The sequence below is a fragment of the Lacticaseibacillus suihuaensis genome (genome assembly GCF_054785075.1).
Genome location: NZ_BAAGBJ010000008.1, coordinates 30,141 through 54,332 on the forward strand (window position 1 = coordinate 30,141; position 24,192 = coordinate 54,332).

The 24,192-nt window shown below is 59.0% G+C and carries 23 protein-coding genes; 21 read left to right on the plus strand and 2 right to left on the minus strand.

Annotation, left to right across the window (positions count from 1 at the left end):
* The first annotated feature begins 2 nt into the window (after window positions 1-2).
* From ACYVRZ_RS08340 to ACYVRZ_RS08370, 7 genes are all read left to right on the plus strand, one after another.
* A complete protein-coding gene (locus tag ACYVRZ_RS08340; RefSeq protein WP_461226157.1) occupies window positions 3-410 on the plus strand; it encodes a MerR family transcriptional regulator in 408 nt (135 codons plus the stop codon).
* A gap of 2 nt (window positions 411-412) precedes the next feature.
* A complete protein-coding gene (locus tag ACYVRZ_RS08345; RefSeq protein ID WP_461226158.1) occupies window positions 413-1,066 on the plus strand; it encodes an NAD(P)H-binding protein in 654 nt (217 codons plus the stop codon).
* A 111-nt stretch (window positions 1,067-1,177) separates the two neighbouring features.
* A complete protein-coding gene (locus ACYVRZ_RS08350) occupies window positions 1,178-1,768 on the plus strand; it encodes a TetR/AcrR family transcriptional regulator (RefSeq protein WP_461226159.1) in 591 nt (196 codons plus the stop codon).
* Window positions 1,769-1,821: 53 nt separating this feature from the next.
* Complete coding sequence (locus ACYVRZ_RS08355) at window positions 1,822-3,048, plus strand: MFS transporter (RefSeq protein ID WP_461226160.1); 1,227 nt, start codon at window positions 1,822-1,824, stop codon at window positions 3,046-3,048.
* A 97-nt stretch (window positions 3,049-3,145) separates the two neighbouring features.
* A complete protein-coding gene (locus tag ACYVRZ_RS08360) occupies window positions 3,146-3,565 on the plus strand; it encodes a hypothetical protein (RefSeq protein ID WP_461226161.1) in 420 nt (139 codons plus the stop codon).
* Window positions 3,566-3,731: 166 nt separating this feature from the next.
* Window positions 3,732-4,595 (plus strand): GyrI-like domain-containing protein, encoded by an 864-nt coding sequence (locus tag ACYVRZ_RS08365; RefSeq protein ID WP_461226162.1) that lies wholly within the window; start codon window positions 3,732-3,734, stop codon window positions 4,593-4,595.
* A gap of 187 nt (window positions 4,596-4,782) precedes the next feature.
* Window positions 4,783-5,229: a VOC family protein gene (locus tag ACYVRZ_RS08370; RefSeq protein WP_461226163.1), complete on the plus strand. Its 447-nt coding sequence runs from the start codon at window positions 4,783-4,785 to the stop codon at window positions 5,227-5,229.
* A 238-nt stretch (window positions 5,230-5,467) separates the two neighbouring features.
* On the opposite strand, the gene ACYVRZ_RS08375 is transcribed toward ACYVRZ_RS08370, so the two are convergent.
* Window positions 5,468-6,016 (minus strand): TetR/AcrR family transcriptional regulator, encoded by a 549-nt coding sequence (locus ACYVRZ_RS08375; RefSeq protein WP_461226164.1) that lies wholly within the window; start codon window positions 6,014-6,016, stop codon window positions 5,468-5,470.
* 113 nt (window positions 6,017-6,129) lie between these two features.
* On the opposite strand from ACYVRZ_RS08375, the gene ACYVRZ_RS08380 reads away from it, so the two are divergent.
* Entirely contained in the window at window positions 6,130-7,170 is a 1,041-nt protein-coding gene (locus ACYVRZ_RS08380) for an SDR family oxidoreductase (RefSeq protein WP_461226165.1), read from the plus strand.
* Window positions 7,171-7,236: 66 nt separating this feature from the next.
* On the opposite strand, the gene ACYVRZ_RS08385 is transcribed toward ACYVRZ_RS08380, so the two are convergent.
* Window positions 7,237-8,070, minus strand: a complete 834-nt coding sequence (locus ACYVRZ_RS08385; protein ID WP_461226166.1) for a MerR family transcriptional regulator — start codon at window positions 8,068-8,070, stop codon at window positions 7,237-7,239.
* Window positions 8,071-8,158: 88 nt separating this feature from the next.
* Between ACYVRZ_RS08385 and ACYVRZ_RS08390 the strand changes: the two genes are divergently transcribed.
* The 13 genes from ACYVRZ_RS08390 to ACYVRZ_RS08450 all read left to right on the plus strand — a co-directional run bounded on the left by ACYVRZ_RS08390 (window position 8,159) and on the right by ACYVRZ_RS08450 (window position 24,159).
* Entirely contained in the window at window positions 8,159-9,190 is a 1,032-nt protein-coding gene (locus ACYVRZ_RS08390) for an NAD(P)H-dependent amine dehydrogenase family protein (protein WP_461226167.1), read from the plus strand.
* 269 nt (window positions 9,191-9,459) lie between these two features.
* On the plus strand, window positions 9,460-11,262 hold the full coding sequence (pepF, locus tag ACYVRZ_RS08395; RefSeq protein ID WP_461226168.1) for an oligoendopeptidase F: 1,803 nt from the start codon (window positions 9,460-9,462) through the stop codon (window positions 11,260-11,262).
* Window positions 11,263-11,650: 388 nt separating this feature from the next.
* Window positions 11,651-12,037 (plus strand): hypothetical protein, encoded by a 387-nt coding sequence (locus ACYVRZ_RS08400; protein WP_461226169.1) that lies wholly within the window; start codon window positions 11,651-11,653, stop codon window positions 12,035-12,037.
* 237 nt (window positions 12,038-12,274) lie between these two features.
* Window positions 12,275-13,873 carry a hypothetical protein gene (locus ACYVRZ_RS08405; protein ID WP_461226170.1) on the plus strand — a complete coding sequence of 533 codons (1,599 nt, stop codon included), beginning with the start codon at window positions 12,275-12,277 and terminating at the stop codon, window positions 13,871-13,873.
* Entirely contained in the window at window positions 13,851-14,864 is a 1,014-nt protein-coding gene (locus tag ACYVRZ_RS08410) for a hypothetical protein (protein ID WP_461226171.1), read from the plus strand. The genes ACYVRZ_RS08405 and ACYVRZ_RS08410 overlap by 23 nt, the downstream gene beginning before the upstream one ends.
* The gene (locus tag ACYVRZ_RS08415; protein ID WP_461226172.1) at window positions 14,854-17,970 is read left to right on the plus strand and encodes an SbcC/MukB-like Walker B domain-containing protein; all 3,117 of its coding nucleotides are present in this window, start codon (window positions 14,854-14,856) and stop codon (window positions 17,968-17,970) included. Before ACYVRZ_RS08410 ends, ACYVRZ_RS08415 begins: the two co-directional genes overlap by 11 nt.
* Entirely contained in the window at window positions 17,963-18,769 is an 807-nt protein-coding gene (locus tag ACYVRZ_RS08420; RefSeq protein WP_461226173.1) for a DUF2399 domain-containing protein, read from the plus strand. Before ACYVRZ_RS08415 ends, ACYVRZ_RS08420 begins: the two co-directional genes overlap by 8 nt.
* A gap of 372 nt (window positions 18,770-19,141) precedes the next feature.
* Window positions 19,142-20,593 carry an MFS transporter gene (locus tag ACYVRZ_RS08425; RefSeq protein WP_461226174.1) on the plus strand — a complete coding sequence of 484 codons (1,452 nt, stop codon included), beginning with the start codon at window positions 19,142-19,144 and terminating at the stop codon, window positions 20,591-20,593.
* Complete coding sequence (locus ACYVRZ_RS08430; protein WP_461226175.1) at window positions 20,529-20,936, plus strand: MarR family winged helix-turn-helix transcriptional regulator; 408 nt, start codon at window positions 20,529-20,531, stop codon at window positions 20,934-20,936. Before ACYVRZ_RS08425 ends, ACYVRZ_RS08430 begins: the two co-directional genes overlap by 65 nt.
* Before the next feature lie 17 nt (window positions 20,937-20,953).
* The gene (locus ACYVRZ_RS08435) at window positions 20,954-21,556 is read left to right on the plus strand and encodes a hypothetical protein (protein WP_461226176.1); all 603 of its coding nucleotides are present in this window, start codon (window positions 20,954-20,956) and stop codon (window positions 21,554-21,556) included.
* Entirely contained in the window at window positions 21,546-21,785 is a 240-nt protein-coding gene (locus ACYVRZ_RS08440) for a hypothetical protein (protein ID WP_461226177.1), read from the plus strand. Before ACYVRZ_RS08435 ends, ACYVRZ_RS08440 begins: the two co-directional genes overlap by 11 nt.
* Before the next feature lie 251 nt (window positions 21,786-22,036).
* On the plus strand, window positions 22,037-22,345 hold the full coding sequence (locus tag ACYVRZ_RS08445) for a nucleotide pyrophosphohydrolase (RefSeq protein WP_461226178.1): 309 nt from the start codon (window positions 22,037-22,039) through the stop codon (window positions 22,343-22,345).
* A gap of 2 nt (window positions 22,346-22,347) precedes the next feature.
* Entirely contained in the window at window positions 22,348-24,159 is a 1,812-nt protein-coding gene (locus tag ACYVRZ_RS08450; protein ID WP_461226179.1) for a DUF2075 domain-containing protein, read from the plus strand.
* The last annotated feature ends 33 nt before the right edge of the window (window positions 24,160-24,192 follow it).

Sequence of the window (24,192 nt, forward strand, 5' to 3'; positions counted from 1 at the left end):
TCATGAACATCAATGAAGTGTCCAAGAAATTCGGCGTCACAAAAGATGCCCTGCGTTACTGGGAACGGCTCGGATTATTGCCAGAAATTCACCGTAACGCCAGCGGCTATCGGGACTATGGTGAACGGGACATGAACTGGGTGTTCTACATTCAAGTCTTACGCAAGGCCGGTATGACCGTTGAAGAACTAATCAAATTCGTAAAGCTATATCGTCAAGGCGACCAAACCGCTGAAGCGCGTAAGCAACTTTTAGTTGATCAACAACAGGATCTGATCGACCAACGCGACGAAATGCAAAAGACAATTGATTACTTGACGTATAAGATTGATCATTACGAAGATCACACGTTGAATTACGAAAAGGAAAAACTCGCCTACGAAAATGGTGGCGAGGTTAAGGAGAACTAATCATGAATCTATTAATTTTAGCCGCAAACGGACAGATTGCCCGAATTGTTGAAGACCGAATCTTGAAGGAAGCCGCATTTGCGGATGTGAACCTGACCTTAGGTTTGCGTAACACTGCTCGCTTAGCGGCTCTCGCAGCTGAAAATCCGCGGGTGACCTTGGTTGAAGCAGACCTGACCAGTGCTGACGACATCCAGCGCGCGATGGCCGGCCAAGACATGGTGTTTATCGCGGTGGTCGATCATGGCAAAGGTAATGCTATGACAAAAAATGTGATTGCGGCAGTCAAGCAGCACGGGACTGCGCGCATCATCTCCACCAGTCTGCTTGGTTTATACAATGAAGTGCCTGGCGAATTTGGACGTTGGAACCATGAAATGGTTGCTAGTGGTTTGCAAGCGGCAATCGATGCTGATCAGTTGCTGGCAGCATCAGGTATCACATACACGACTTTGCGCTTACCATGGTTAAATGATCGTGATGAAGTGAAGTACGAAATTACGCACCGCAATGATGAATACGTCGGTGTTTCTGGTTCCCGTCAAAGTATCGCAGATGTGGTTTTGAAAATTGTTGCCGATTCAACCTTTGCCGCAAATGACAGTATTGGCATTGCCGATCCGGCGACACAAGGTGAGCGTCGTCCGGTGTACTAAGCAATTTGAAGATAGCGACCTAAATTGGGTCGCAATTCTTTTCGAGAATATGTGACTAACGGTCATTTTTTATCAAGTAGCTGCGTCGTATACTTTCGTAGAGGTGAAATTATGGGTAAACGTGCTGATAATGCTAAAGCCACCCGCGCCAAACTTTTAGCAACGGCCGATCGTTTGATTGGAGAAGGCGGTTATGAAGGTGTTTCGGTTGATAGTATCGTCAAAGCGTCTGGAATTGCTAAAGGGACATTCTACAACTACTTCAAAGCCAAAGAAGATTTAATTTTCGCCCTTAGTAAGCAGCGCTTTGCGCACGTGACCAACCTGGATGTGACCACTCAAAGTGATGCTGTTGAGTCGATCAGTCGTTATCTCGTTGACTTTATGACTGTGATTGCGAATTCAGGCATCGGACTGACTAGGCAGTGGGTCCGGTATGTGTCAGCCAGTGAGGCCAATGCGGAAAAGTGGCGCTTAGACGTTGAATCATTGAACAACTTATTGGTGCGCTTAATGAGATCTGGTTGTTTGAATCGTAGTACGCCATCTCACACGCTTGCCAAGGAACTGATCACCCAACTGTACGGGATTATTCTGAGCTGGTGTATCGCGCCGATGGACGTAGATCCGATTGTCGTGACGCAGAAATATTGTCAATCTCGGCTGCCGCTATTATTGGCGCCTTATCTAGATCGTGAGTAGGCCGCTGTCTTCAGCGGCGTCACTTTTAAGCTAAATATGACTGCTAGTCATTTATGGAAAATCAAGCGAATTACGAAGGAGAAGCACATGCAAACAAAAAAAAGTCGATGGTGAAGTTATCAATTTTACTCGTGTCGGTGATTACAGCTTCTGCGCCGGCAATCAACGCCAACATTCCGGTATTGGCACAAGCATTCCCCAATGTACCATTAACGCAAGTCGAGATGTTGACGACTGTGCCTAGCTTTTTCTTAATGTTGGCACTGCTGGTCAGCAATTCTATCGCAAAGAAAATTGGCATCAAACAAACTGTGATTTTAGGGGTGAGTCTTACCGCAATCGCTGGTTTATCACCACTGATCATCGATAATTTTTGGTTGTTAATGTTGTCGCGAGCTGCATTCGGTTTCGGTGTTGGTCTGTTTAACTCCCTGCTGGTTGTGATTATCAGTCATTTTTTCCAAGGCCAAGAACGCTCACAGACATTGGGATTTCAGAGTACGTTTGAAGGTTTAGGTGGTGTCTTAGTTACCTTTATTGCGGGACAACTCGTTCAGATAAACTGGCATATGTCATTCTTGGCCTATATCATTACCGTTCCGGCGTTGATCTTGTTTGTCCTGTTCGTACCTAAGATTCAACCGGAACAGATCACAGAAAAATCCAAAACAACAGCAACTTCTAAAGGTGGCAAAGGTAAAATCAGCGCATTACTCGTGTTGACTTTCGTTGTGATCACGACGTACATGATTATGGGAATTAAAGTGCCGACCCTGATGGTGTCAGCTGGGTATGGTACTGCCACTGATGCGAGTTACGTCATCTTGGGGTTAAGTCTTGGTGCGATGCTGGGTGGCGTGATTTTTGGTCGTGTATTTGCTACGCTGAAAAATTTCATTTTGCCAGTGTCAATGTTAATGATGGTTGTGGCTATGGGTTTGATCGCAATCTCAAATCATACATGGTTGACAGTATTTGGTGGCTTCATCACCGGTGTCGGTGTGCGCCAATTCTTCCCATGGATCTTGAATAGTGTCAATGCTGATGGCAGCGGCAGTGCCAAGGGAACCGCACTGATTCTAATTGCTTACAACTTGGCCGGCGCCTTGTCGCCTTATTCGGCATTACTGATCCAACAGGTAGGCGGTTTTACAAAACTACGCACCATGTTTTGGGTGAACACAGCAATCTTTGGTTTGCTAGCTTTGGTAACGCTGATTGTTGTGGTTGTGGATTCTTCTCAAAAACGGGCAACTACTGAACTGGACACAAAGAATTAACAACAGATTGGGATTGTGCATCTATTCAATTAATCCTATTTGCAATCCACTATCTGCATCTGGTATCCTCAAACTCCAATATGATACGGGGGAGGTAGTGGCTGATGATTGGGTCGTTGGTTTCATCGGTGAATTCTGGGCTTATACCTGCATTAATTTTATTGCCCATGTCGTTGGCGGATTGTTTATGGTGCTGATTACTGGCGTCAGTGACGCAATTACTGCGCTATGGTGGCACATTCTATCCCCGTTCTTCATGCAAGGTTGGGTGATGATCGCCGTGACCTTCCCGGTATGTGCGTTGGCATATTTCGCATTACCATTGTTTTTGTGGTTCTTCTATTCGATGATGCGAGTAGTCCTCATACTGGCGGTTGCGGCGCTCGCAGTTTTCATCATGTTTCAGATTGGCAGAGTGCTCACTAAGATTGCAATCTTGGCCTTTGTCCTCGGCTACCTGCCTTACCTGTTCATTCGTAAAGTCCGCGGCCAAAGCACTGCAACGCAACCAGAATGATGATTTGTCACATCAAGTGCAATTTCTTAATTTGCAGTACTCATCGAGAGGTCACCACAAGTATGATACATTAGGCGAAATAGAGCACAGACATTTCTCGTCTATGAATCATCAGGCGGGGACGCGGCCGGGGGCTTACGATTGATGGCGAAATGGAGGGGCGGTCATGCAGCACTTTAACACGCTACTAGAATACTTGGAGCAGCACCTGGACGAACCGGTCGATCCGGCAATCGGCCGCATGACCGGTACCAGCGCCTATCACTTCCGGCACATGTTCGGGTACCTGGCCGGAACCAGCCTGACCGCGTACTTGCGGCAGCACCGCCTGGCGCGGGCCAATGCGCAGCTGCGGGCCGGCGGCAGTGTGCTGGCGGTTGCACTGGATGCTGGCTACCAGTCGGCGGAAGGCTTCTCGCGGGCGTACCAAGAGTGGCATGGCTTGTTGCCATCCGCGGTTGCTGAGCACAATGCGGTGAAGACCGCCGCTTCGTTTCGCTTTGAACTCACCATCAACGGAGGAATGAGCATGGAATATCAGATCAAAGACTTACCGGCGTTCAGCCTGATCGGCGTCACGGCCCGCGTCCCGCTGCAGTTCGAGGGTGAAAATCCAGCCATCGCCGCGCTGGTTCAGCGCATCACGCTAGAGCAGCGCGAGGTGATGCACACGTTGGCCGACCTCGCACCGCACGCGGTGATCAATGCTGACTTCGACGCCGAGGATTACACCAGCGAAGGTAGTCAGCTGACCCACATGATTGGGGTGCGGTCGACCAGCGACGTTACGGCTCAAGGGCTGACCGTGGTTGCGGTGCCGGCCCTGACCTGGGCGACTTTCACCAGCCGCGGGCCGTTCCCCGAGACGATGCAGGCGACCTGGGCTGCGACCGCCAGTCAGTGGCTGCCGGACAGCGGGTTCGAGCTGGTCGCGGCCCCGCAGATCAGCCACATCGACTACACCCAGTCGGCCGAGAACCGGACGACGACAATCTGGTTGGCGGTCCAAAAGCGGCATCTGCACGGCTAGCCCTGAACCGCAGCGAAAGGCTCACGAGAAGCCGCCGTGCGCATCGCGTCTGCCTGCAGGCGACGATGCGCGCGGTTTTGCTCTCGATTGGCTTTCCGCCAACGGCCCCCTTGAATAGTCGAAAGATGACATGGTTTCGCTTTCACACCATGGTATAATGGGCGCATTAACCATAGGAGGCGACACAATGAATCGAATCAACCTGATCTGCTTGGGCGTCCGCGACATGGCCAAGGCTCTGTCATTTTACAAGGGTCTGGGGTTCAAAACCGATGAGAAGGGCACCAACCCGCCGGTGGTGTTCTTCGACACGCAGGGCACGAAGTTCGAGCTGTTTCCGTTGACCAATCTCGCGAACGACATCGCGCCAGGGGTCGGCGTGCCGCTGAGTGCGGGCGGTTTTCCCGGGTTTACCTTGGCGATCAACGGCAAGAACAAGGCCGAGGTCGACGGGGTGCTGGCCAGGGCCAGCCAGCTCGGTGCGAAGATTGTCAAACCCGCCCAGCAGGCCCTCGACTGGGACGGCTATTCGGGCTACTTCCAGGACCTCGACGGATATTATTGGGAGGTCGCTTACGGTCCGTCGTGGGAGTTTGACGACAATGACATGCTCATCGTTTCCAAGAACGCGTAAGGGTGTGACCATATCAGGCTGAAACATTCGACTGCTCACATCACCGCAGTCGAGCAGGCTCTGATTGGAAGCGGCATTAACCGCGACTCACAACAATTGCGGGGACGAATCCCCGGCTTGCAATCCTCCTGTTGTTTCTTCAATTCACCATGACTAACGCAAAAATCGCCAGCAGGGAGAGACTCCTCGCTGGCGATTTGACGTTTCGGCGTCCATTTACTGGAAGCCACGCGGGCAGTCAGTCTGCCGTCGGCTTCACCATGGCGGCCTGGGTCGTCTCCTGCAGCGTCTTGATTAGCGCGTGCAGCTCGGCTAAGGGCGCTTGCTGTCCCGACAGCAGCCACTCGCGCCAGATGCCGTACACGCCGTTGGTCATGAACACCGCCCAGTAGGGATCGGCGTCCGGCCACTGCGCGTAGTAAGCCGACATCTGCGACGTGAACAGGTCGCGGATGAGGTACTCGTAGTGCCGCTTGTCGGCCAGGCGCAGCTGCTGGCCGAACTCGGTGAAAAAGGCCCGCATGTCCGCGAGCTTCTTTGGGGCCGGCCGCCGCAAAATCACGTTATCGAACAGCTGCTGCAGTCGCGGCGCGAAGTAGGCGCGCAGAATGTCCTCGAGCGTGGCGTAGTTGCGGTAAAACGCCATGCGGCTGACGCCGGCGCGGGCGACCAGCGCGGTGACGGTGATCGCGTTGAGGGGCTTGGTCGCCAGCAGCTGGAACAGCGCCTCTGTCAGGTACTGCTGCGAATCGTTTTTGATCTGAGTGGCGTGTTGGGTTGCTGCCATCACAATTCCTCCGTTCTGTCACAGATGCCGGGTCGGGCCTTGTGACGTGCTGCCCTGCAGTGTACGCTAGTGACACTGATGTTACAAGTGTATCGCAAATAAAGGAGCGGATTATGTCACAAAAACTAGTCGTTGTCACCGGTGGCTCGGGCTTCATCGCCAGCCACATCATCGCTCAGCTGTTACAGGCCGGCTACGCGGTGCGCACCACCGTTCGCGACGTCGAGAGGAAGCGGCCGCTGGTTGAGGCGATGATGCGCCAGGCCGGCGTCGCCGACCTGAGCGCGCTGAGCTTCGTCCAGGCCGACCTGACCGCGCCGGACCACTGGGACGCGGCCATCGCCGGCGCGGATTACGTGATCCATCCGGCGTCGCCGACCCCGACGCTGAACTTTAAGGACGAGGCCGAGATGATTGCTCCCGCGGTCAACGGCGTCTTGTACGTCCTGCGTGCGGCGGCCGCCCACCGCGTCAAGCGCGTGGTGCTGACGTCGGCTTACGGCGCGATTTTCGCCGGCCATCGCGACCGGAAGACGCCGTTCACCGAGGCCGACTGGTCGGACCTGACGCAGCCGGGGGTCCACCCTTACCAGAAGTCCAAGACGCTGTCCGAGCGCGCGGCGTGGGACTTCATCGCCCAAGACGACTCGGGCCTGGAGCTGGCCACCGTCAACCCGGTGGCGGTGATGGGGCCGGTGCTGGCGGACGACTACTCGCACTCCAACATCCAAATCAAGGACCTGCTGACGGGCAAGACGCCGCTGGTGCCGAAGGTCGACTCGGGTTACGTCGACGTTCGCGACGTCGCCAGCCTGCACCTCTTGGCGATGACCCGGCCGGAAGCCGCCGGCCAGCGCTTCTTGGCCACCACCGGCGAGACCCTGTCGATGCTGCAGGTCGCCAACATCCTGCGCGAAGCCTTCCCGCAGTTCGCGCCTCGGCTGCCCAAGCGCGAGATTCCGACCCCGCTGCTGAAGCTCGCCGCGGTCGCTAACCCGATGCTAAAAATGGTGGCGACCGTTGCCGGCACCTACGCCGAGACCTCCAACGCCAAGGCCCGGCGGCTGCTGGGTTGGCAGCCGCGGCCGGCGCGCGAGGCGATTGTGGCCACCGCGCAGTCCATGATCGACCTCGGAATCGTCAAGGCCGACTGAGGCAACGACAAAAACAGAGCACGCCCCGTTGCGCGGGGCCGTGCTCTGTTTTGTTGAGGTCGCGTCTCACGCCTCCTGCACCGGCAGCTGCAGCCTCAGGAACATGTGCCGCGAGTCGCCGGCCAGGTTCGGTGCCTCCGTCAGCACCTCGCACAGGTAATCGCCGCAGACCTGGTAGTGCTGGTCCTGCACCGCCCGCTTGAGCCGGGCAATCGCCGCGACCTCGTCCTCGAACCGGTCGCAGTACGTCGTCAGGTAGGGACCAGCCGGCATCACCTTGGTCGGCAGCCCGCGGTGGCCGGCCGCCATCACGAACATGGTGTCCGCCACCAGCGGCGCGGCGTCCGTGAAGTAGCGCCCGTCCAGCACCGAGCCGACGCGCTGGTAGTAGAACGCGTCCACGCCGTTTTCCGCCAGGTAGCCCTTCATCTCGCGCAGCGCCAGCTCGTAGGTGGTCGCGTCCATCTGGTAGATGTTGCCCTGAATCGTGTGGGTCAAAAGCCGGCGCTCGGGGCGCTGCTCGAGGTGCGGTGTCGCGTCCAGCAGGCCCTGGATCAGCGCGGCCTCGCTGGCCCGGTAGTCGTTGAGAATCCGGCGCTGCTCCTGGATGCGCACGGTCAGCGCGTCGAGCTTGGCCTGCTTGGCGTCCAGCGCCGTTGCCAGCGCCAGGTTGGCGTCCGGGGCGGTCATCAGGGTGCGAATCTCGGCCAGGCTGAAGCTGAGCCCGCGCAGGAACTGGATCATGTCCAGCTGCGGGCACTGGGCCAGCGTGTAGTAGCGGTAGCCGGTGTCCGCGTCCCGCTCCCGGGGCGAGAACAGGCCCTCCTGGTCGTACAGCCGCAGCGTCTGAATCGAAATGTGGTTGAGCTTGGCCATCGCGCCAATTTTGAGTAAGTTCACGAGTGCATCTCCTTGACTCTCTACCTGCCATAGACATTATACTTAATTATGTTCAAAAGTGAGCAATCAATTCATAGGAGGGTCTACAATGACGAATCAAAAAGTGCGTGTGATCCAGTACGGCTGCGGGAACATGGCCAAGGTGATCGTGCCGTACCTGCTTGAGAAGGGCGCGGAGATCGTCGGCGCCATCGACACCAACCCGGCAATCGTGGGGATGGACGTCGGCGAGTTCGCCGGCCTCGACCACAAGCTGGGCATCACCATCTCCGACGACGCCGACCAGGTGCTGGACACCGTCAGCGCCGATATCGCCGTGGTCACGCTGTTCAGTTTTGTCGACGATAACTTCGCGCACTTCAAGCGCGTGCTGGAGCACGGCGTCAACGTGGTGACCACCAGCGAGGAGATGTTCTACAGCTGGAACACCTCGGCGCAAAAAACCAACGAACTCAACCGCATCGCCAAGGACCACGGCGTCTCCATCACCGGCTCCGGCATGCAGGACATCTTCTGGAGCCAGCTACCGCTGACCGTGATGGCCGGCGCGCACCAGATCGACCGCATCGAGGGCGCCGTCAGCTACAACGTCGAAGATTACGGCCTGGCCCTCGCCCAGGCGCACGGCGTCGGCCTGTCGCCGGACGACTTCAAGCACCAGATCACCGAGGTCGAAAGCTTCCCGTCCTACATGTGGAACTCCGGTGAGGAGCTGGTCAGCCGCCTGGGCTGGACGGTCCGCAGCATCAGTGAAAAACGCGTCCCGGTGACGGCTGACAAGACCGTACACTCCGACACCACCGGTGAGGACATCCCGGCCGGCCACGCCATCGGCATGTCCGCGGTCTGCACCATCGAGACCTACCAGGGCCCAACCCTGGTGCTCCAGACCATCGGCAAGGTCTACCAGCCGGGTGAGGGCGACCTGTGTGAGTGGCACCTGAAGGGTACGCCGAACGTCGACTTCGCCGTGGCCAAGCCGGACACCGTGGCCCACACCTGCGCCACTATCGTCAACCGAATTCCGGACGTGATCAATGCCGCGCCAGGGGTCGTGACCGTGGATCAGCTGCTCGGGTTGCGGTACCGGTCCGCGCCACTGGGGAGCTATGTGAAGTAGAGCAAGAGCTTGCCGGTCGATTGCGATACTCGTGGATTTCAAGAAGTCCTAAGTCTCCGTGTGCTTCGGAGACTCGGGACTTTTTTCATGCAGCTGGACACAAGGGGCAATCTTACCCACTGACCGGGCGTCGATGATCTAACACCTGGTTTTCGTAGAGTTCCTTTTCAAATTGATAGGGGCCTTATTCTGGGGTGCTTTTGTTTCAACGTTTACAATGCTACAGTAAGCGTATAACCCTACGACAAGTGTTTGAGAGGAGCAATCAAATGACAGAACAACTCAACCGCAGCGAGGCCCCAGAGTCCTTGACCTGGGATCTGGCCGCACTATTCCCGAACGAGGCGGCATTCACGTCAGCGGTGAACGAAGCCCTGGCCAAGACCTCAGCGCTGGCCGCCCAGGCACCAACCTTCACCGCCGACGCCGAGCACTTCGCCGACACCCTGGCGGCGTACTACGCGGCCAGCGAGCTCGTGGACCGCATCAACATTTACGCCATGCTGGCGGTGGCCCAGGACACCACCGACCCGCAGGCCCAGCAGCTGGAGGCGACCGCGGATCAGGTTGCGACCGCGTTCGCGCAGGCGGTGGCCTGGCTGGAGCCGGCAATCGTGGCGCTGTCTAAGTCGAAGCTTGCGAAGTTCGAGGCGGCCGAGCCGGCGCTGAAGCAGTACCGCCACGCGCTGGCCGCCATCCGCACGCAGGTCGGCCACGTGCTGGCGCCGGGGGAGGAGCGGCTGCTCGCCGCGCTGGATACCACGGTTGCCGCACCCGAGGCGATCCGGTCCACGCTCGACGACGCCGACCTGACCTTTGGCAGCATCGTTTTCGCCGGCAAGACGCAGCCGCTGACCAAGGGGCTGCAGTACCTGATCGCCGAGAACGGCACGCGCGACGAGCGGCGGCAGGCGTCCAAGCAGTTCGGCGAGGCGTACTACCAGCACCGCTTCACCTTCGCGCAGAGCCTGCAGGCGCACATGCACGCCCAGAACACGCTGGCGCGGCTGCGGCAGTACGACTCGGCGCGAGCGATGGACCTGGGGCAGAACCGGATTCCGGAGGCGGTCTACGACACGCTGGTGGAAGAGACCCACGCGCACCTGGATCTGGCGCACCGCTACTACGCGCTGCGGAAAAAGGCGCTGGGCCTAGATGTGATGTACGCGTACGACCTGTCGGTGCCGCTGACCGGCGGCAAGCCGCCGTTTGCGCCAAGCTATGATGAGGCGAAGGCCACGACGCTGGCCGCGCTGGCGCCGCTCGGCCGCGACTACCAGGCCCACCTGGAAGACGAGTTCGCCCACCGCTGGGTCGACGTGCTGGAGACACGGGGCAAGACCTCCGGTGGCTTCGAGGACGCGGCGTACGGCGTACACCCGTACATTTTGCTCAACTGGACCGACAGCTTCGACGCCATGAGTACGCTGGCGCACGAGTCGGGGCACGCGATGCAAAGCGTACTCTCGGATGCCAACCAGCCGTACTGGGACGCGCAGTACCCGATCTTCACCGCCGAGGTCGCGTCGACCACCAACGAGAGCCTGCTCACCGCCTACCTGCTGGACCAGTCCCAGTTCGACCGGGATAAGGCCATCTACCTGCTGAGCAGCGAGGTTGAGTACTTCATGGGCACGTTTTACGCTCAAGTGCGGTTCGCCGAGTTCGAGCAGTTCATGTATGAGCTCGAGGACGGCGGCCAGCCGCTGACGGCGGAGGCGCTGACCGCCAAGTGGGACGAGCTCGAGGCCGCCTACTACGGGCCGAGCGTCACGCCGACGGGCTGGCCCCATGCGCAGTGGGCCAGAATCCCGCACTTCTTCTACAACTACTACATGTACCAGTACGCGACGTCCAAGGCGGTCGCGACGACCCTGGCCCGGCGCATCTGGACCGAGGGCGCGCCGGCGGTGGCCGCGTACAAGGACTTCCTGAAGGCCGGCAACTCGGACACGCCGGTGAACCTGCTGAAGCGCGCCGGCGTCAATGTCACCAAGCCGGAGTACCTGAAGGTGGCGTTCGCACTGTTGGAAATGCGGTTGGATCAGCTCGAGGCGCTGCTCAAGGCGTAGGGCGGCGGATTGAAAAAGGGCGCGTCGGCGATCGGCATCTTCGGCCGCCGGCGCGTCCTTTGCGCGGCGGCACCGCTCGCCGAGGCAGACCGGCCCGATTCTCCCGACTTCGCGTAGTGCATATGACAAACTATGCGCAGAGGTGTGGTGAAAACCTTGTATCTGCGCGGTTTTTCGGCACCTGGCCGAATATGGCTCACACTTGGTCATATCCAGTCCGTCGGTGCCGATGCAGTCGCGGCGCGGGTTGGGGCGACTGCTTGCGCCTATTTGATAATAGGCACTAGCCGCCTTCTGGTTATTGGCGTGACGGGCGTTGCGAAGCGCGGGCGTTGGCGGTAGAGTGGAGGCTAACGATGATGGGGCTGTCGCGAACGGAGGGCGAATGATGAGTCGAGCAAAACGCAAGCGCAAGAACGCGATGAGGCGGCGCGAGGCGCGGCGGCCTAGGACGATTAACGTGGACGAGGCCAAGCGGGTGGTCGCTCGCGCCCTGGTCGATTTTCAGCCCCAGCTCAACGCGATGGCTGAGCAGCTGGTGCAGCAGGCGCTCGAGAACGCGGCGGCCGGTCGGGACGACGCGGTGGACTTGGCGCCGGTGACGGACTTCGAGGGTACCCGCGACGGGGATGACGCGAACTTGGCCGACGACCGCGACGACGCGGCGGACTTTCCGGGCGAGAACGAGGATTCCGACGACTGGCTTGAAGACGAGCGGCTGGCCTATGGTGACGACTGGGACGGGCTCGCCGATGGGGACAGCGACCGGCAGTAGGCGGTGCGGTAAGCTAAGCCGAGGGGTGATGGCCGCGCTTAGTTGACCATTGGTCGCATCCCTCGGAATTGAACTGACCGAATGTTTGGCACGAACAGTGAAACGTTCGGCCTTTTTGGTGTGAAGTGCTCAAGGCTACAGATCAAAGCCTTCCTCGGCCGAGCTTAGCTACGCTTGTCACCGTGCTCGGTAAGAATCCGGTATAATGACGATAGTAGATTTTTCGGGAGGACAATCATGGCGCAAGGACTATCGCAACCATTACGCTCGCTGTTGATGGCGATGAACCTAGGGAGAAGCCAGGGTCATCCGATGGCAGGTTGGACGCTGCTGTCCATGCTGTATCGCGATGGCAGCACGGCCAGTGAGCCGATGACCATGAATTATTTGGTTGCCCGATACAACGGCGACTACTTAGAACCCGGCGAAAACCGGGTGGCGGAAGAAACGCTGCTTGGCGTGATGAAGGTGCTGGTTGAGCAGGCCCACTTGGTGACCAGTTCGACGCGCCGGGTTCGTGAGCGAATGGATTCGGGCAAGTTTCACATCATTCAATCGGCTATCTACCGCATCAACGCGGCCGGCATCGAGTACCTGAAGGCGATGCAGCGCGTGATCGATGCGGAAAACACGGTGGTGGCGTCGACCAAGCGGATCGGTGAATACGTGGCGCTGATTGATAAGTTCCAGCAGTACGAGGGCCTAGCCACCGACACCATGGCGTTGTATGAGGATTTCAACCGACTGCTGACGGCGTATGATGCCGTGATGAACGGGTTGCGCAAGCTCGATGTGGACTTGCACGACATTAGCACGGATCTCGCGTTTGACCGGGTGGGGGACGCCGCCGATCACCTGCGGGGCATGCTTCACGATGAGGCGATTCAGGCTTACAGCCAGATGATGGCATCGGCAACTCAGCTCCAGTGGCTCAAAGGCCAACCGCAATTTGCCCAGATGGTGGCCGAGTCGCGCCAGGCTGCCGGCAACCTTGACGTCTCGGTCGCCCTCGGCGATCAGGTGGCCTTGGAAATCGAACGGCGGCAGACCGAAGACTTTGTGACGCGGCGGTTGGAAAGCATGGTGCAGAGTTTTGACCCGGCGACGTCTGTAATCCAGACCAGCTTCGACTCAATCTATTTGTTGTTCACCACACTGGTGTCGGCGACGGACCTGTTGGCGCGTGAATACGAGCATGTTCGCGGACATTCAATCGACCTGCAAGCCCTGACGGCCGACATCGATCAGTTGCTGACCCAGGTCCCCCGCATCGCTTTGCCGGCGCAGTGGCCAGCGCATCTGCCGATGGATCGGTTGGGCAAGACGGAAATGGCCGAGGTGTCGGCGCTACCCAAAGACGAACGGGCCGATCGGATGGCAGACCTGACCACCATGGTGCGCAACGACATGTTGGAGGCCGGAAGCATGGAGCCTGTGACCCGTGCCGTGGCCGCCGCGGAAACTCGCGTGGTGACCATGGCGGACAATCCGGAAGTGGCAGTGGATGTTGACTTAGCCGGCGCGGAGCAGCAGGCCTTAGCCGAATTCGTCGACTTGGTGATGGTTACCGCCGATTCGGCTCGCGTCGATCATGATCTTGAGTGCCGGAACGTTGTGGCACGCGATGCCATTGTCAGCTTGTACCCGGCCACCCAATACGCACATCCAGAGGCGTTTGCGGCCTTTGGTCGGTCAGTGACCGAAGCAAGGGTGACGGGAGCGCAACCGATTCGGGTGCATCTGGCTGGGGAAGATTATGTGGTGGTGTTACCGCACGCGTTTGCGGTGACCTTTGGGCAAGGAGGGCGCCAAGATGGCGAAACTCACGAAGGCTGAACGCGCGGTGATTGATCAGCTGATCACGCATGGTGTTTTCACCGGGACGAAGACGGCCGAGATGAAGGCCAGTGCCATTGCGGCGCGTGACGCGTATCAAAAACCCGAGGGGCAGCGGCGGATCAACGGCTGGTTCAATCAGGTGTTCGGTCGAACACCGCTGTCGTTTCAGGATAATTGGGTGTGGTTGATGGGGCCAGGACGCCTGTCGAATCGGGAAATCACGGTTTTGCTGGCGACATTCAAGGCGGTCATCAACACGCCTGCCGCGCAAGGCGTGGAGGCGGATCGCGTAATCGAAGCGCGGCCAGTGATTGCAAGCGTCCAGACGGCAACGACCGGGTTATCGGACAGGGCGGTGGGTAAGTTGATTGATGAGCTGTTCGTTCAGCGGTTCCAGCTGCTGAAGCCGGACAACCCGGTGAACGCTGAAAACACGGCAGCCAGTCAAGTCGTTGATGAATATTGGGACGTTTCGGTCGATTTCGTCGCAATCGCGCAACTGTTGGTGCAAGCGATGAAAGCAAGCCTGAAACCGGCGGGTAACGTGACCGCGCAGCAACAAGTTAACGCCTACTTGCTGACGCATCGTTACATGGACAGCAGCGCCGGACCGCTGTGGACCACGTTGCAGCAGCTGAAGGCGCAGATCTCCGCGTCGTGGCAACCGCTGCAGCGCTTTTACTTAGAGGTCGGAGATGACTATGCGGCCTTGTTGGATGCGAGTCGGCGAGAGCTCACGTCACGTCAGTATTTTGTCGCGTTGGCGGTGGCGCGAACGTTAGCTTCGGGGTTGGCGGATGAGTTACTCGGAACCCGCATCAAGCAGCTGGCCCAGCAGCTGTACCCGCAGGCCAGTGTCAATCCGAGTCTGGTCAAAGATGAGCTGCGGCTGAACGGACTGGCGAGGCTCGAGCACGGCAGCTGGCTTGCGACGCCGTTGGTCCAGCGGTTCGCGATTACATTGGAGGATGAAGGCTATGGAGAATGACTATTTGCACCCCGTGAGTTACCATCTGCGCAATTTTGGCCAGTACTCGCGTCTGGATCTATTGGCCGCCACCGAGGGTAACCTCACGTTGCTCGGCGCCAATGCGGTGGGAAAAACAACGCTGGCTAATGCTTTTTACCCCGTTTTGATCGACGGCTCGATTGCCACGCCTAACTTCAACCCTGCGCGGTCCAGCGAGGCGGTGAGCGGCGGGGCCGACCCGCGCAACACCACACGTGATAAGCGAACCTTCAACTCGATGCTTCTGGGCTGGGGCCCGACACAGTATCAGGTGCGGACGGGGTACACCTACATGGTATTCGCCGGGCCCAAACGCCAGGTTGTGTTGGGTATCGGGGCGCATCGCCAGACAGATGGGAAAAAGGCGGCCACCTGGTGGTTCGTGTTGGAGTCACAGTCGGTGGCCGACCTGACCTGCCTAGATACAGACGGGGTGACCTTGGATAAGCAAGGCTTCATCGATGCGAATGCCGGCTTTGGCGAAGAACTGCAGGTCTATGATTCTTGGCAGGCTTATCGCGGCGCCGTGGCGCGTGATGTCTACGGCTTTGACAGCGGGGAGGCGTTGGGTAAGTTAGCCAACGCCTACCGACTGTTAGCCTCGCCAATCTTAACCGGCGGGAACGCCCGGTTTGCGCCAATCCCCAACGCCCTGCGCATGGCCCAAGAGCCAATTGACCGCGTTGGCATTATTGAACCCTTGGCCGCCTCTCAGCGCAGCCTGAATCAAACGTTGGCGCTGCAACGCGAATTACAAAACGGCCTGGACCGCCTTGCGCATATCAAGCGGCTTCAATTTTGGGGAAACTTGAATCACCTGAACGCGCCAGATGGCCTTTTGCCGCGCCACGTTGCGTTGGCCAGCCAGCGCGATCACGCACAGACGACGGTGACCACGGCCGTTGCCACAATCGCCAAGCTGGCCGAACAGGAGGACGGTTATCGCGACCTGTACGACCAGGCGGATGAGACGCTCGCCAGGTTGCAAGAACGGCTCGCAGATCAGGCGGGTCTCATTCGGCACCGCGATTACCTGGATGCACAGATTGCTGACTGGCGTAGTCAATTCGCGTTAAACAAGCGTCAGCTTGAGGAGAAGGCTGCCGATGAGGCTTTGGTGGCCGAGCACCATGAGGCAATGTCGGCCCTGATTGAAGCAGCGACTGCACTGCGAAAGGAACAACGAGACCCCGTTGTCGCGCAACTGCACGGCTTGTCGGCCAACCACACGGAACTGACCCAGGCGTTGGCGCAAACCGATGATACGCGAATGTTGGCCAGTCTGACTAATTACCTGACCGCCAAGCAGCATCAGATCAGAGACTATCAGCACTTGGCCGCAACAATCGCCCAGACCAGCGCGGATGCCGCACTCGTTGTGGGCATGCAAGAGCAGATGGGTGTGGCCATCGACACGCGTTTGACCGGGCGGCGCAACGCAGGCGTGAATGCTGGGTTGCAAGGCGACAACCAGCGCATTCACGAAACCGGGGCTGCGACCATGAACGGTCAAGTCGCCAAGTTGCAAGTCAAACAACAGACGCTGCTTGCAGGCGCGTCGGATCTCAAGGTCTTCATTGAAGCCCCGAACTTGCTCGCAAAACTGCAGGATTTGCAGGCCGAATTCGCGACGGCCATGGCTGCGCTTGACACTAACCGCCATCATCAAGACGTCGCGCAGGTCACGCTGACGGCCGCTCAGAATCAGCTGGACAAGCTACTGGCGGAGATTGATCCTGACTTCGATCCAGCGGTCGCCGAGACGCAAATCGGTGTGTTGACGGATGAACGCAATGCGCTGCAGCTGGATTCGACGCTGGCCGATCAGGTGGCCAATCAAAAACAGGTGATTAAGGACCTCGATGCGTCAATTAACAAGTTGATTCGCCAACGTGGGGAGGCAGAAGGCACTGTCAAGGCCAATCAGGGCTTGGTTGAGCAGGCGACGCAGGAATTGGCCGGCATCGACGACCGGTTGAATGCTGATCTGAAGCAGCTGCGTCACTATGCACCGGATGATGCGGCGCTTAGTGACATCCTGGCGACGCTCGCGTTCAGTCACAGCAACGGGGCACAGATTGGCGCACATCCCTTCAGCCAACTGGGATCGGAGCTGCGCAACACCTTGTTGGGACGTGAGCACGAACAGCCACTTGATGTCTTGTTCGATCGGCGCGAGGCGCATGATTTGGCGGCGCAGTTGCGTGGCAATCGCACGGTGGAGGTTGGCGATTTACTCGTCGTGCCTTTCGACTTGACGACGGCCATTGCGCTGTTTGCCAGCGGTCTGGAGGATTTGAAGCAAGCCGTGGCCGAGCGGGAGAGCGGCCAGCTTTTGGCGATGCAGACGTACCTCAACGCCGCGGCGATCCACATTTCCCAACAGTATCAGCTGATTCCCGAGTACAATCGGATGCTCACGGAGGGCACCGATCCGCGGGGTATTCGCTTGACTGTGGCGCTCGAGCCGCTACCGGGAAGCACTGAGGCCGCAGTGGCCGAGGCCCGAGACTTGCAATTGACCGCGCGACCGGCCTTGACTGCGTTGGTTCAAAACCGGATTGATCGCCTGGTCAACGACCCAGATCTAGCGACCGATGCGGAAGCCTTCATGGATGCCGCTGCCGACTTGCTCGACACCCGCCTGTGGTCCGAGTTCAAGATATACATTTATCGGCGGCATTCCGACGAACGGGAACTGGTCAACGATGCCTTTGTCCAATCCGGAGGCTCTGGCGCGGAGAAGGCACAGGCGATGGTTTTGCCGCTATTGTTGGTGCCCAAAATGCGGCTGCGTCAGGCGACCAAGGGGGATGCGCCACACTTGGTCATGTTTGATGAGTTCGCCGATAAGCTAGATCCCGAAACCGCACGCGCCTTTGCCCAAACTATCGCGCGTTTTGGCTTCAACTTCATCGCAACCATGCCCTCCGGCGCGCAAACCAAACTATTGGCTGATGGTGTGGCCAACCGGGCTTACGAAGTGCTGGCGCCCGACCGCGCGGATGGTAAATTTCACGCCAATCAGGTGCATGAAGTGATGCAGTGGCACGCGGCTGGCGTGACGGAGCAGGCGAATGAATGAGATTGAATCGGCTTATGTGGCGGCCACCGGCCGGTCGTTGCCAGCCCGTGCGGCGGCGCTGACGCGGTGGTTAGAGCGGGCAAAGGCCGGTGAGCTGCTTCCGCCGCGTTCGGTGCAGGCCGTTGAAGCCGGACTGGTCGCGCATGCCCTGTCCGATTCCAAGGTCGACCCACGCCACTACCACTATTACACTTGGGCAATCGACTACCTGCGAAGCCAAGGAATTATCATTCGCGAAATGTCTGCGCAGTTGATTGGGATGGCCTTGGTCTCAACTGGTGTCTTCAGGACCGACCTACCGCAACCTTTGACACTGAATCCTTGGCAAGCTGACGCGATGGCAAACTGGCCGTTGGCGACCAACCGGGCGGTGATTATCGAAAACAATGGGGTGTTCATCTGGCTGCATCATCTGCACCCCGGCTGGCCGTTGATTGATCAAGGGGGAAATGATTTTCAACCCGCTTATCTGAACTTATTGGCGACGCTGATCAACCGCGGCCTCGTCGTGACCTATCTGGGAGACCTGGACGCTGCCGGGATTCGAATGGCGGATACCTTACGTCAGGCGTTGCCAGCTTGCCCTGCATTTTTGGCGATTCAAACCCCCAGACGCGTGATGGCCTGGCTGAGTCGGTATGGTAAGGAAGATCGGCGCCGAACGCAGGTGCAGGCGATTCGCGATTCGGAGCTGGCACTGGAGATGAATAGCATCGTGTTTCAGGGCCAGTTTGTGGAGCAGGAACAGTTGTTGGCCGTGTATGAGCGGTTGATTGCAGCGTGGCTGGGCGCAAACTGAGCTTGTCGGCCCCGAGGGGTTGATGGGGTACATGATGTAATCAGGTTGACGTTCATCGTCCGGTTGGCCGGACGAAATCGTCACCTGCCGTGGTGGTATCGCGCCACCGTCGCTGAATAGGAACGCCTTGGGCCGCGCCATACAGCGGCCAAGGCGTTTTTGATTGGATTGATCTGAACGTGGCATCGGGACTAATCTGTTGCAACGTAACGCCCTGCTAATCGATGTCTCGCCGTCTGCCCTTGCAAAAAATAATTGTGAGCCAAGATGAACATAACCGAAAAAAATTATAAGAAAACGCGAGTCAAAATATTTGCTTGCGCAAACAACCCGCGCTATACTGACTTCAACCTGACAGTGGGAGGTGGCGGCATGCGCAGTTTCCGCCGGTGGCTCGGCGTCGTGGTGCTGGGGATGTTCTTCTTCATGGTGGTGGTGGATGGCAGCATCGTGACGATCGCGGTGCCGGCGATGGCGGCCGCGCTCGGGGTCGGCACCGCCCAGGTCAATCTGGTAATCGCGGTGTACCTGATCACCATCAGCGCGTTGCTGTTGCCGTTCGGTCAGCTCGGCGATCGCATCGGGCGGCCGCGGTTGTTTCGAATCGGCACCGCTGCGTTCTTGCTTGGGTCCGGCTTGGCCGGGGCGGCGCCGGCGTTCGCCTGGGTGCTGGCCGGCCGGGTGGTTCAGGCCATTGGGGCGAGTATGACGATGGCAACGAGCTACGCGGTGGTGACGGATCTATTTCCCCCGGGACAGCTGGGGCGGGCGTTTGGCGTCGAGAGCATTTTCATCTCGCTTGGGGCGCTTGCCGGGCCGGGACTCGGCGGTCTGATCCTGGCTCAGTGGGGGTGGCGCGAGATTTTTTGGGTCAACGTGCCGCTCGGCGGCCTGTGCCTGGTTATGGCCTGGTGGGCGCTGCCGGGTAACGCGCCGCGGCCGCGCGAAGCGCCTTACGACTGGGTCGGCACGGGCGGCGTGATTGTACTGGCGCTGCTGTTTTACGCCGCGACGGTGGCGGCGGGGCCCAGACCGCTGGTGGCGCTGGGCAAGCTCATCGGCGTCGCGCTCGGCGGTGGGCTGTGGCTGGCCTGGGAGCGGCGCCAAGCCGCTCCGCTGCTGGACCTGCAGCTGCTGCGGTCGCCACCGCTGGCGGTGCCGCTGGCCGCCAGCCTGCTCAGCTTCATCGCTGCCTACGCCTTCGTGCTGCTGGCACCGATTGACCTCGAGCTGGTCGGCCACCTCGACGCACGGGCGACCGGGCTGGTGCTGATGGCTGGGCCCGTGGTCGCCTTGGTGGCCAATCCGGTCGCCGGGGTGGTCACCGACCGCTGGCCGGCGCCGCGGCTGATGCGCCTTGGGATGGTAGTGCTGGTGGTGGTGCAGCTGGCGCTTGTCGTCCGCCCCGGTGGCGGGTCGGCTTGGTGGCTGGTCGCCGTGGCCGCTGTGACGGCGGTCGGCACGGCCGTTTTCACTACCGCCGCCAACACCCGCATCATGACCAGTAGCGACCCCGCGCATCGCGGCGCGGTTGGCGCGGTGAGCGCGCTGGCCCGAGAGCTTGGCATGATGATCGGCGTCGCGGTTTCAAGTGTGGTGTTTTACGGTGCGTTGAGCCGCGTCACCGGTCGGCAGGTCGCGTCGGCGCTGCACCAGCCAGCTTCAGCGCTGGTGGCGGCCGAGCGCGGCGCCTACGTGCTGGCCGCGGGGCTTTTGGTTGTGGCGCTGGGGTTACTGATGAAAAGAAAGAGGGACAAGCATGGGCGCGGACCACTTAATCGCGACGTTGAACATCGCGGCCAAGGTCGTGACGGAGCAGCTTGACGTCAACCTGCGGCCGTTGGGGCTGACGGCCAGTAACTATTATTTTATTCTGAAAATGGCCAACCGCGGGGCGATGACCCAAGAGCAGCTGTTTCGCCTGATTCACCTGAGCCCCAGCAACGTGACGCGGCGCCTGGCGCAGCTAATCGCGGCCGGTTTTGTGACCAAAAAACGCGCGGCGGCCGACCGGCGAACCTGGCTGTTGGCGCTGACGGGCAAGGGGCTGGCCATCGTGCCGGCGCTTAACGCGGCGCTTGAGGCCACCAACCGGCAAGTGTTCGCTAACCTGAGCGAAGGCGAGCAGGCACAGCTGGCCGCGCTGCTCACCCAAGTTTACCAGTGAGAATTGGAGGTTAAACCATGACAGCAATCCAAGTGTTGGGCATCAGTCAGCCGAGCTTGCAACTGCCACAGTCGTACGTCCTAGTGGCAACGGAGAACCGCTCACGGAATATGGAAAAAGTGCGCGTCGAGCGCTACCAAAAACAGGCGCCGCCCGTGCCGTACCAGGCGCATGTCACCTTGGTCTACGGCAACGACGGCCGCCTGCTGAGCTTCAACCGCTTCATCGCACCAGCGAGTGCCGCATTACCTAGCGTGGCGGAGGCGGAGGCCATCGCGCGGCGCGTGTTCAAGGAACTTGATCCCGGTTACGCCGAGGGCCTTGAGTACATCCGCACCGACGCGCTACACCGCGAGTTCCGCGATGCCGCCGGCGCCACGGTCACCATTCCTATTCGCTGGGTGAAGTTCGCCCACGACAACGGCAGCTACAATTGGGTGTCGGTCGGCGCCGGCGGGGAAGTGGTCGAATTCGAGCGCGAGTCGATGTGGGATTACTGGCACAACCGCCGCGCTACCGAGGAGTGGAACTACGACCAGTGGGTGCTGGCCCGCGCCGGCAAGGCCGTGCAGCCGCCGGCCCCGGAGGCCCTGGCCTGGGGGCGGCGCCATGGCCAGTGACCGTCAGTTCGACCAGCTGGTGGCCGCGCTCGGCCGCGCCAACCAACGCCTGCAGCAGTTGACGGACATCGATTACCCCACCGCCGCCTACAAGGGCTACAGTGCGGCCGGCGAGACGCTTGATGAGGTGTTGGCGGCGATTGAAGAGACCCAGGCGAATATCGATCGCCTGGAGGCCCGGCTGGCCGAGTGGGACGCCGAAGGCTTCGACGAGCCGCCGCGAGTGTGAGCGCAGCCGCAAAGCGCAGCCAAGCACCGCGGGAGCTCGAGCGTTTGTGGATAGGGATTGGAACAGTTCTGTGACCAGGCGAATGGGCCGGGTTGTGGGGCTGTTTTTTGGTGGCGTCTCGCAGTGTGTTGGGGGTCTGGCCGCCAGCGCAGATTTCGTACAATCTCTGGCCGCCGATGAAAGCAAAAAATCGTCTTTCCTCCGGATCGGCTTTGCTATAATGAACCTGATATGAACAGGGGGAAAAGTGGATGGAGACAAGCAAAGTGATGCAGGACTTGGTGGCCTTTCGCGACAGCCGCGACTGGGGTAAGTTTCACACGATGATTAGCCTGGCCCGGGCCCTCAGCATTGAGGCCTCGGAGGTGGAGAAGGTTTTTCAGTGGAAGGCTAGCGACGGCGACCTCACGGATGAGGATCGTCAGGCACTGAAAATGGAAGTGGCCGACGTGTTGACCTACGCCTATTACCTGTGCGACCGACTAAATGTCGACCCAGATGAGATTGTTGAGGCTAAACTCAACGTGAACCAGAAGCGACACTGGAAGTTCGAGGCGTAGCGATGACAGACCTGCATCCCGTTTTTTACAGCGTTGATTATGACGAGACTGGTGTGGTCGAGCTCGCCAATCTAACGGAATCGGCCCAGCGCGAGTTTCTGCTGCGGTATCCAACGGTCTACGTAATCGGCAGCCGCAATCGGCGCAGGCAGGTGATGCTGTACGTCGGAGAGACCAACGACATTGTGAGACGAACTCGGCAGCATTTAGAGGTTGACCCGATGAAAAGCGCGGAGTGGCGCAAGTTCAATCAGGGCCAGGCCGGGCGAATGCTGGTCATCGGTCACGAACATTTCAACAAATCGCTGACGTTGGACATTGAAAACAAGCTGATGCTGTACCTTTCGGGTGACGAGCAGGCCTTTGCGCTAATTAATGGTCGCACCAATCCGCAAGGCGGCTACTATCCCAAGGGTGAGAAGAATCAGATCTTCAGTCAGATTTGGGCGAAGCTTCACCGCCTCGAACCGGACTTGTTTCCGGTGGAACGCGCCATTATGGACTCTGCACTGTTCAAGGCCTCGCCGTTTCATGAGCTGACCGGCGAACAGCAAAGCGCAAGAGACACTGTGATTGCGCGAATTCAGGCTGCGCTGGCGCATGGCGACCGCGGCCAGCTGATTATCGTTCAAGGTGAGGCCGGATCGGGCAAAACCGTGCTGTTGAGCAGCCTGTTTTACCAAATTCAGACCACCTTAGACCGTGAAGGTGAGTTGCAAGACCGAGTGCCGGTTGCGGAGCGCCTCGTCGCCAAGCTGATGGTCAATCACGATCAGCAGGTGAAAGTCTACGAGCAGGTGATGACGCGACTTGGGCTTTTCACGCCGGCAGGGGATGAGGTCAACAAACCGACCCATTACATTAATCTGATTTCACCGGATGATTCGCCTATTGATGTGGCGCTGGTGGATGAGGCCCATCTGCTTTACACCCAGGGAAAACAGGCGTATCGCGGCGAGAATCAGCTTGACGATCTCTTGCAGCGGTCGCGGGTGGTCGTGGCAATCCTGGACCCGCACCAGGTGCTTGCGACTAACGGCTATCGAACCCGCGAGGCCTTTCAACAGATGGCGGATGAGGCGGCAACGCAGGGCAATTTGGTGACGCTGACGAATCAGCTGCGCATGGGGGCGGATGCAACCACGCTGGACTGGATTCGCAGCTTCGTGTTTGGACGCGTGGTGAAGCCCATTCCAAGCGATGACACCAAAGGGTACGAGTTGCGAATTTTCGAGACGCCTGGAGAGCTGGCCGCGGCGATTCGCCACCAGGCGGCCAATCTGGACAAAGGGCTGTCACGCATGGTTGCCACCTTTGATTGGCCCTTCATCGACAAGAAGCGACCGGACGACGACCCCAACCAGATGTGGCGCGTCCGCGTCGGCACCTGGTCGATGCCGTGGAATCTGCAGATTCCAGTTACGGACCGGCGTCAGGCTCGCCGCAACAAGCGACTAGCCTGGGCTGAGCAGCCGCAGACCATCGATGAAATCGGCTCGACTTTCACAGTTCAGGGCCTGGATCTGAATTACGTCGGGGTCATTCTGGGCCCGTCCGTCGGTTTTGAAAATGGTCGGGTGGTGATTCGCCCGGAACACAGTGCCAACCGCAATGCGACCATGAAGCGAACGCTGAACGGGCAGAAGCTGAGCGTAGCCAAGGAGCTTATTCAAAATGAGGTTAACGTGCTGATGACCCGCGGGGTTCACGGTCTGTACATCTACGCGGTGGATCCTGCGCTGCGTCAAGCTCTGCGTCATGCGCAGGCGTTTGGCGACATGGCGGTTGCCGAGCCGACGAAGACCTACGACTAATGACCTGCGACGCGACTCTCAAGTAAGGAGTGA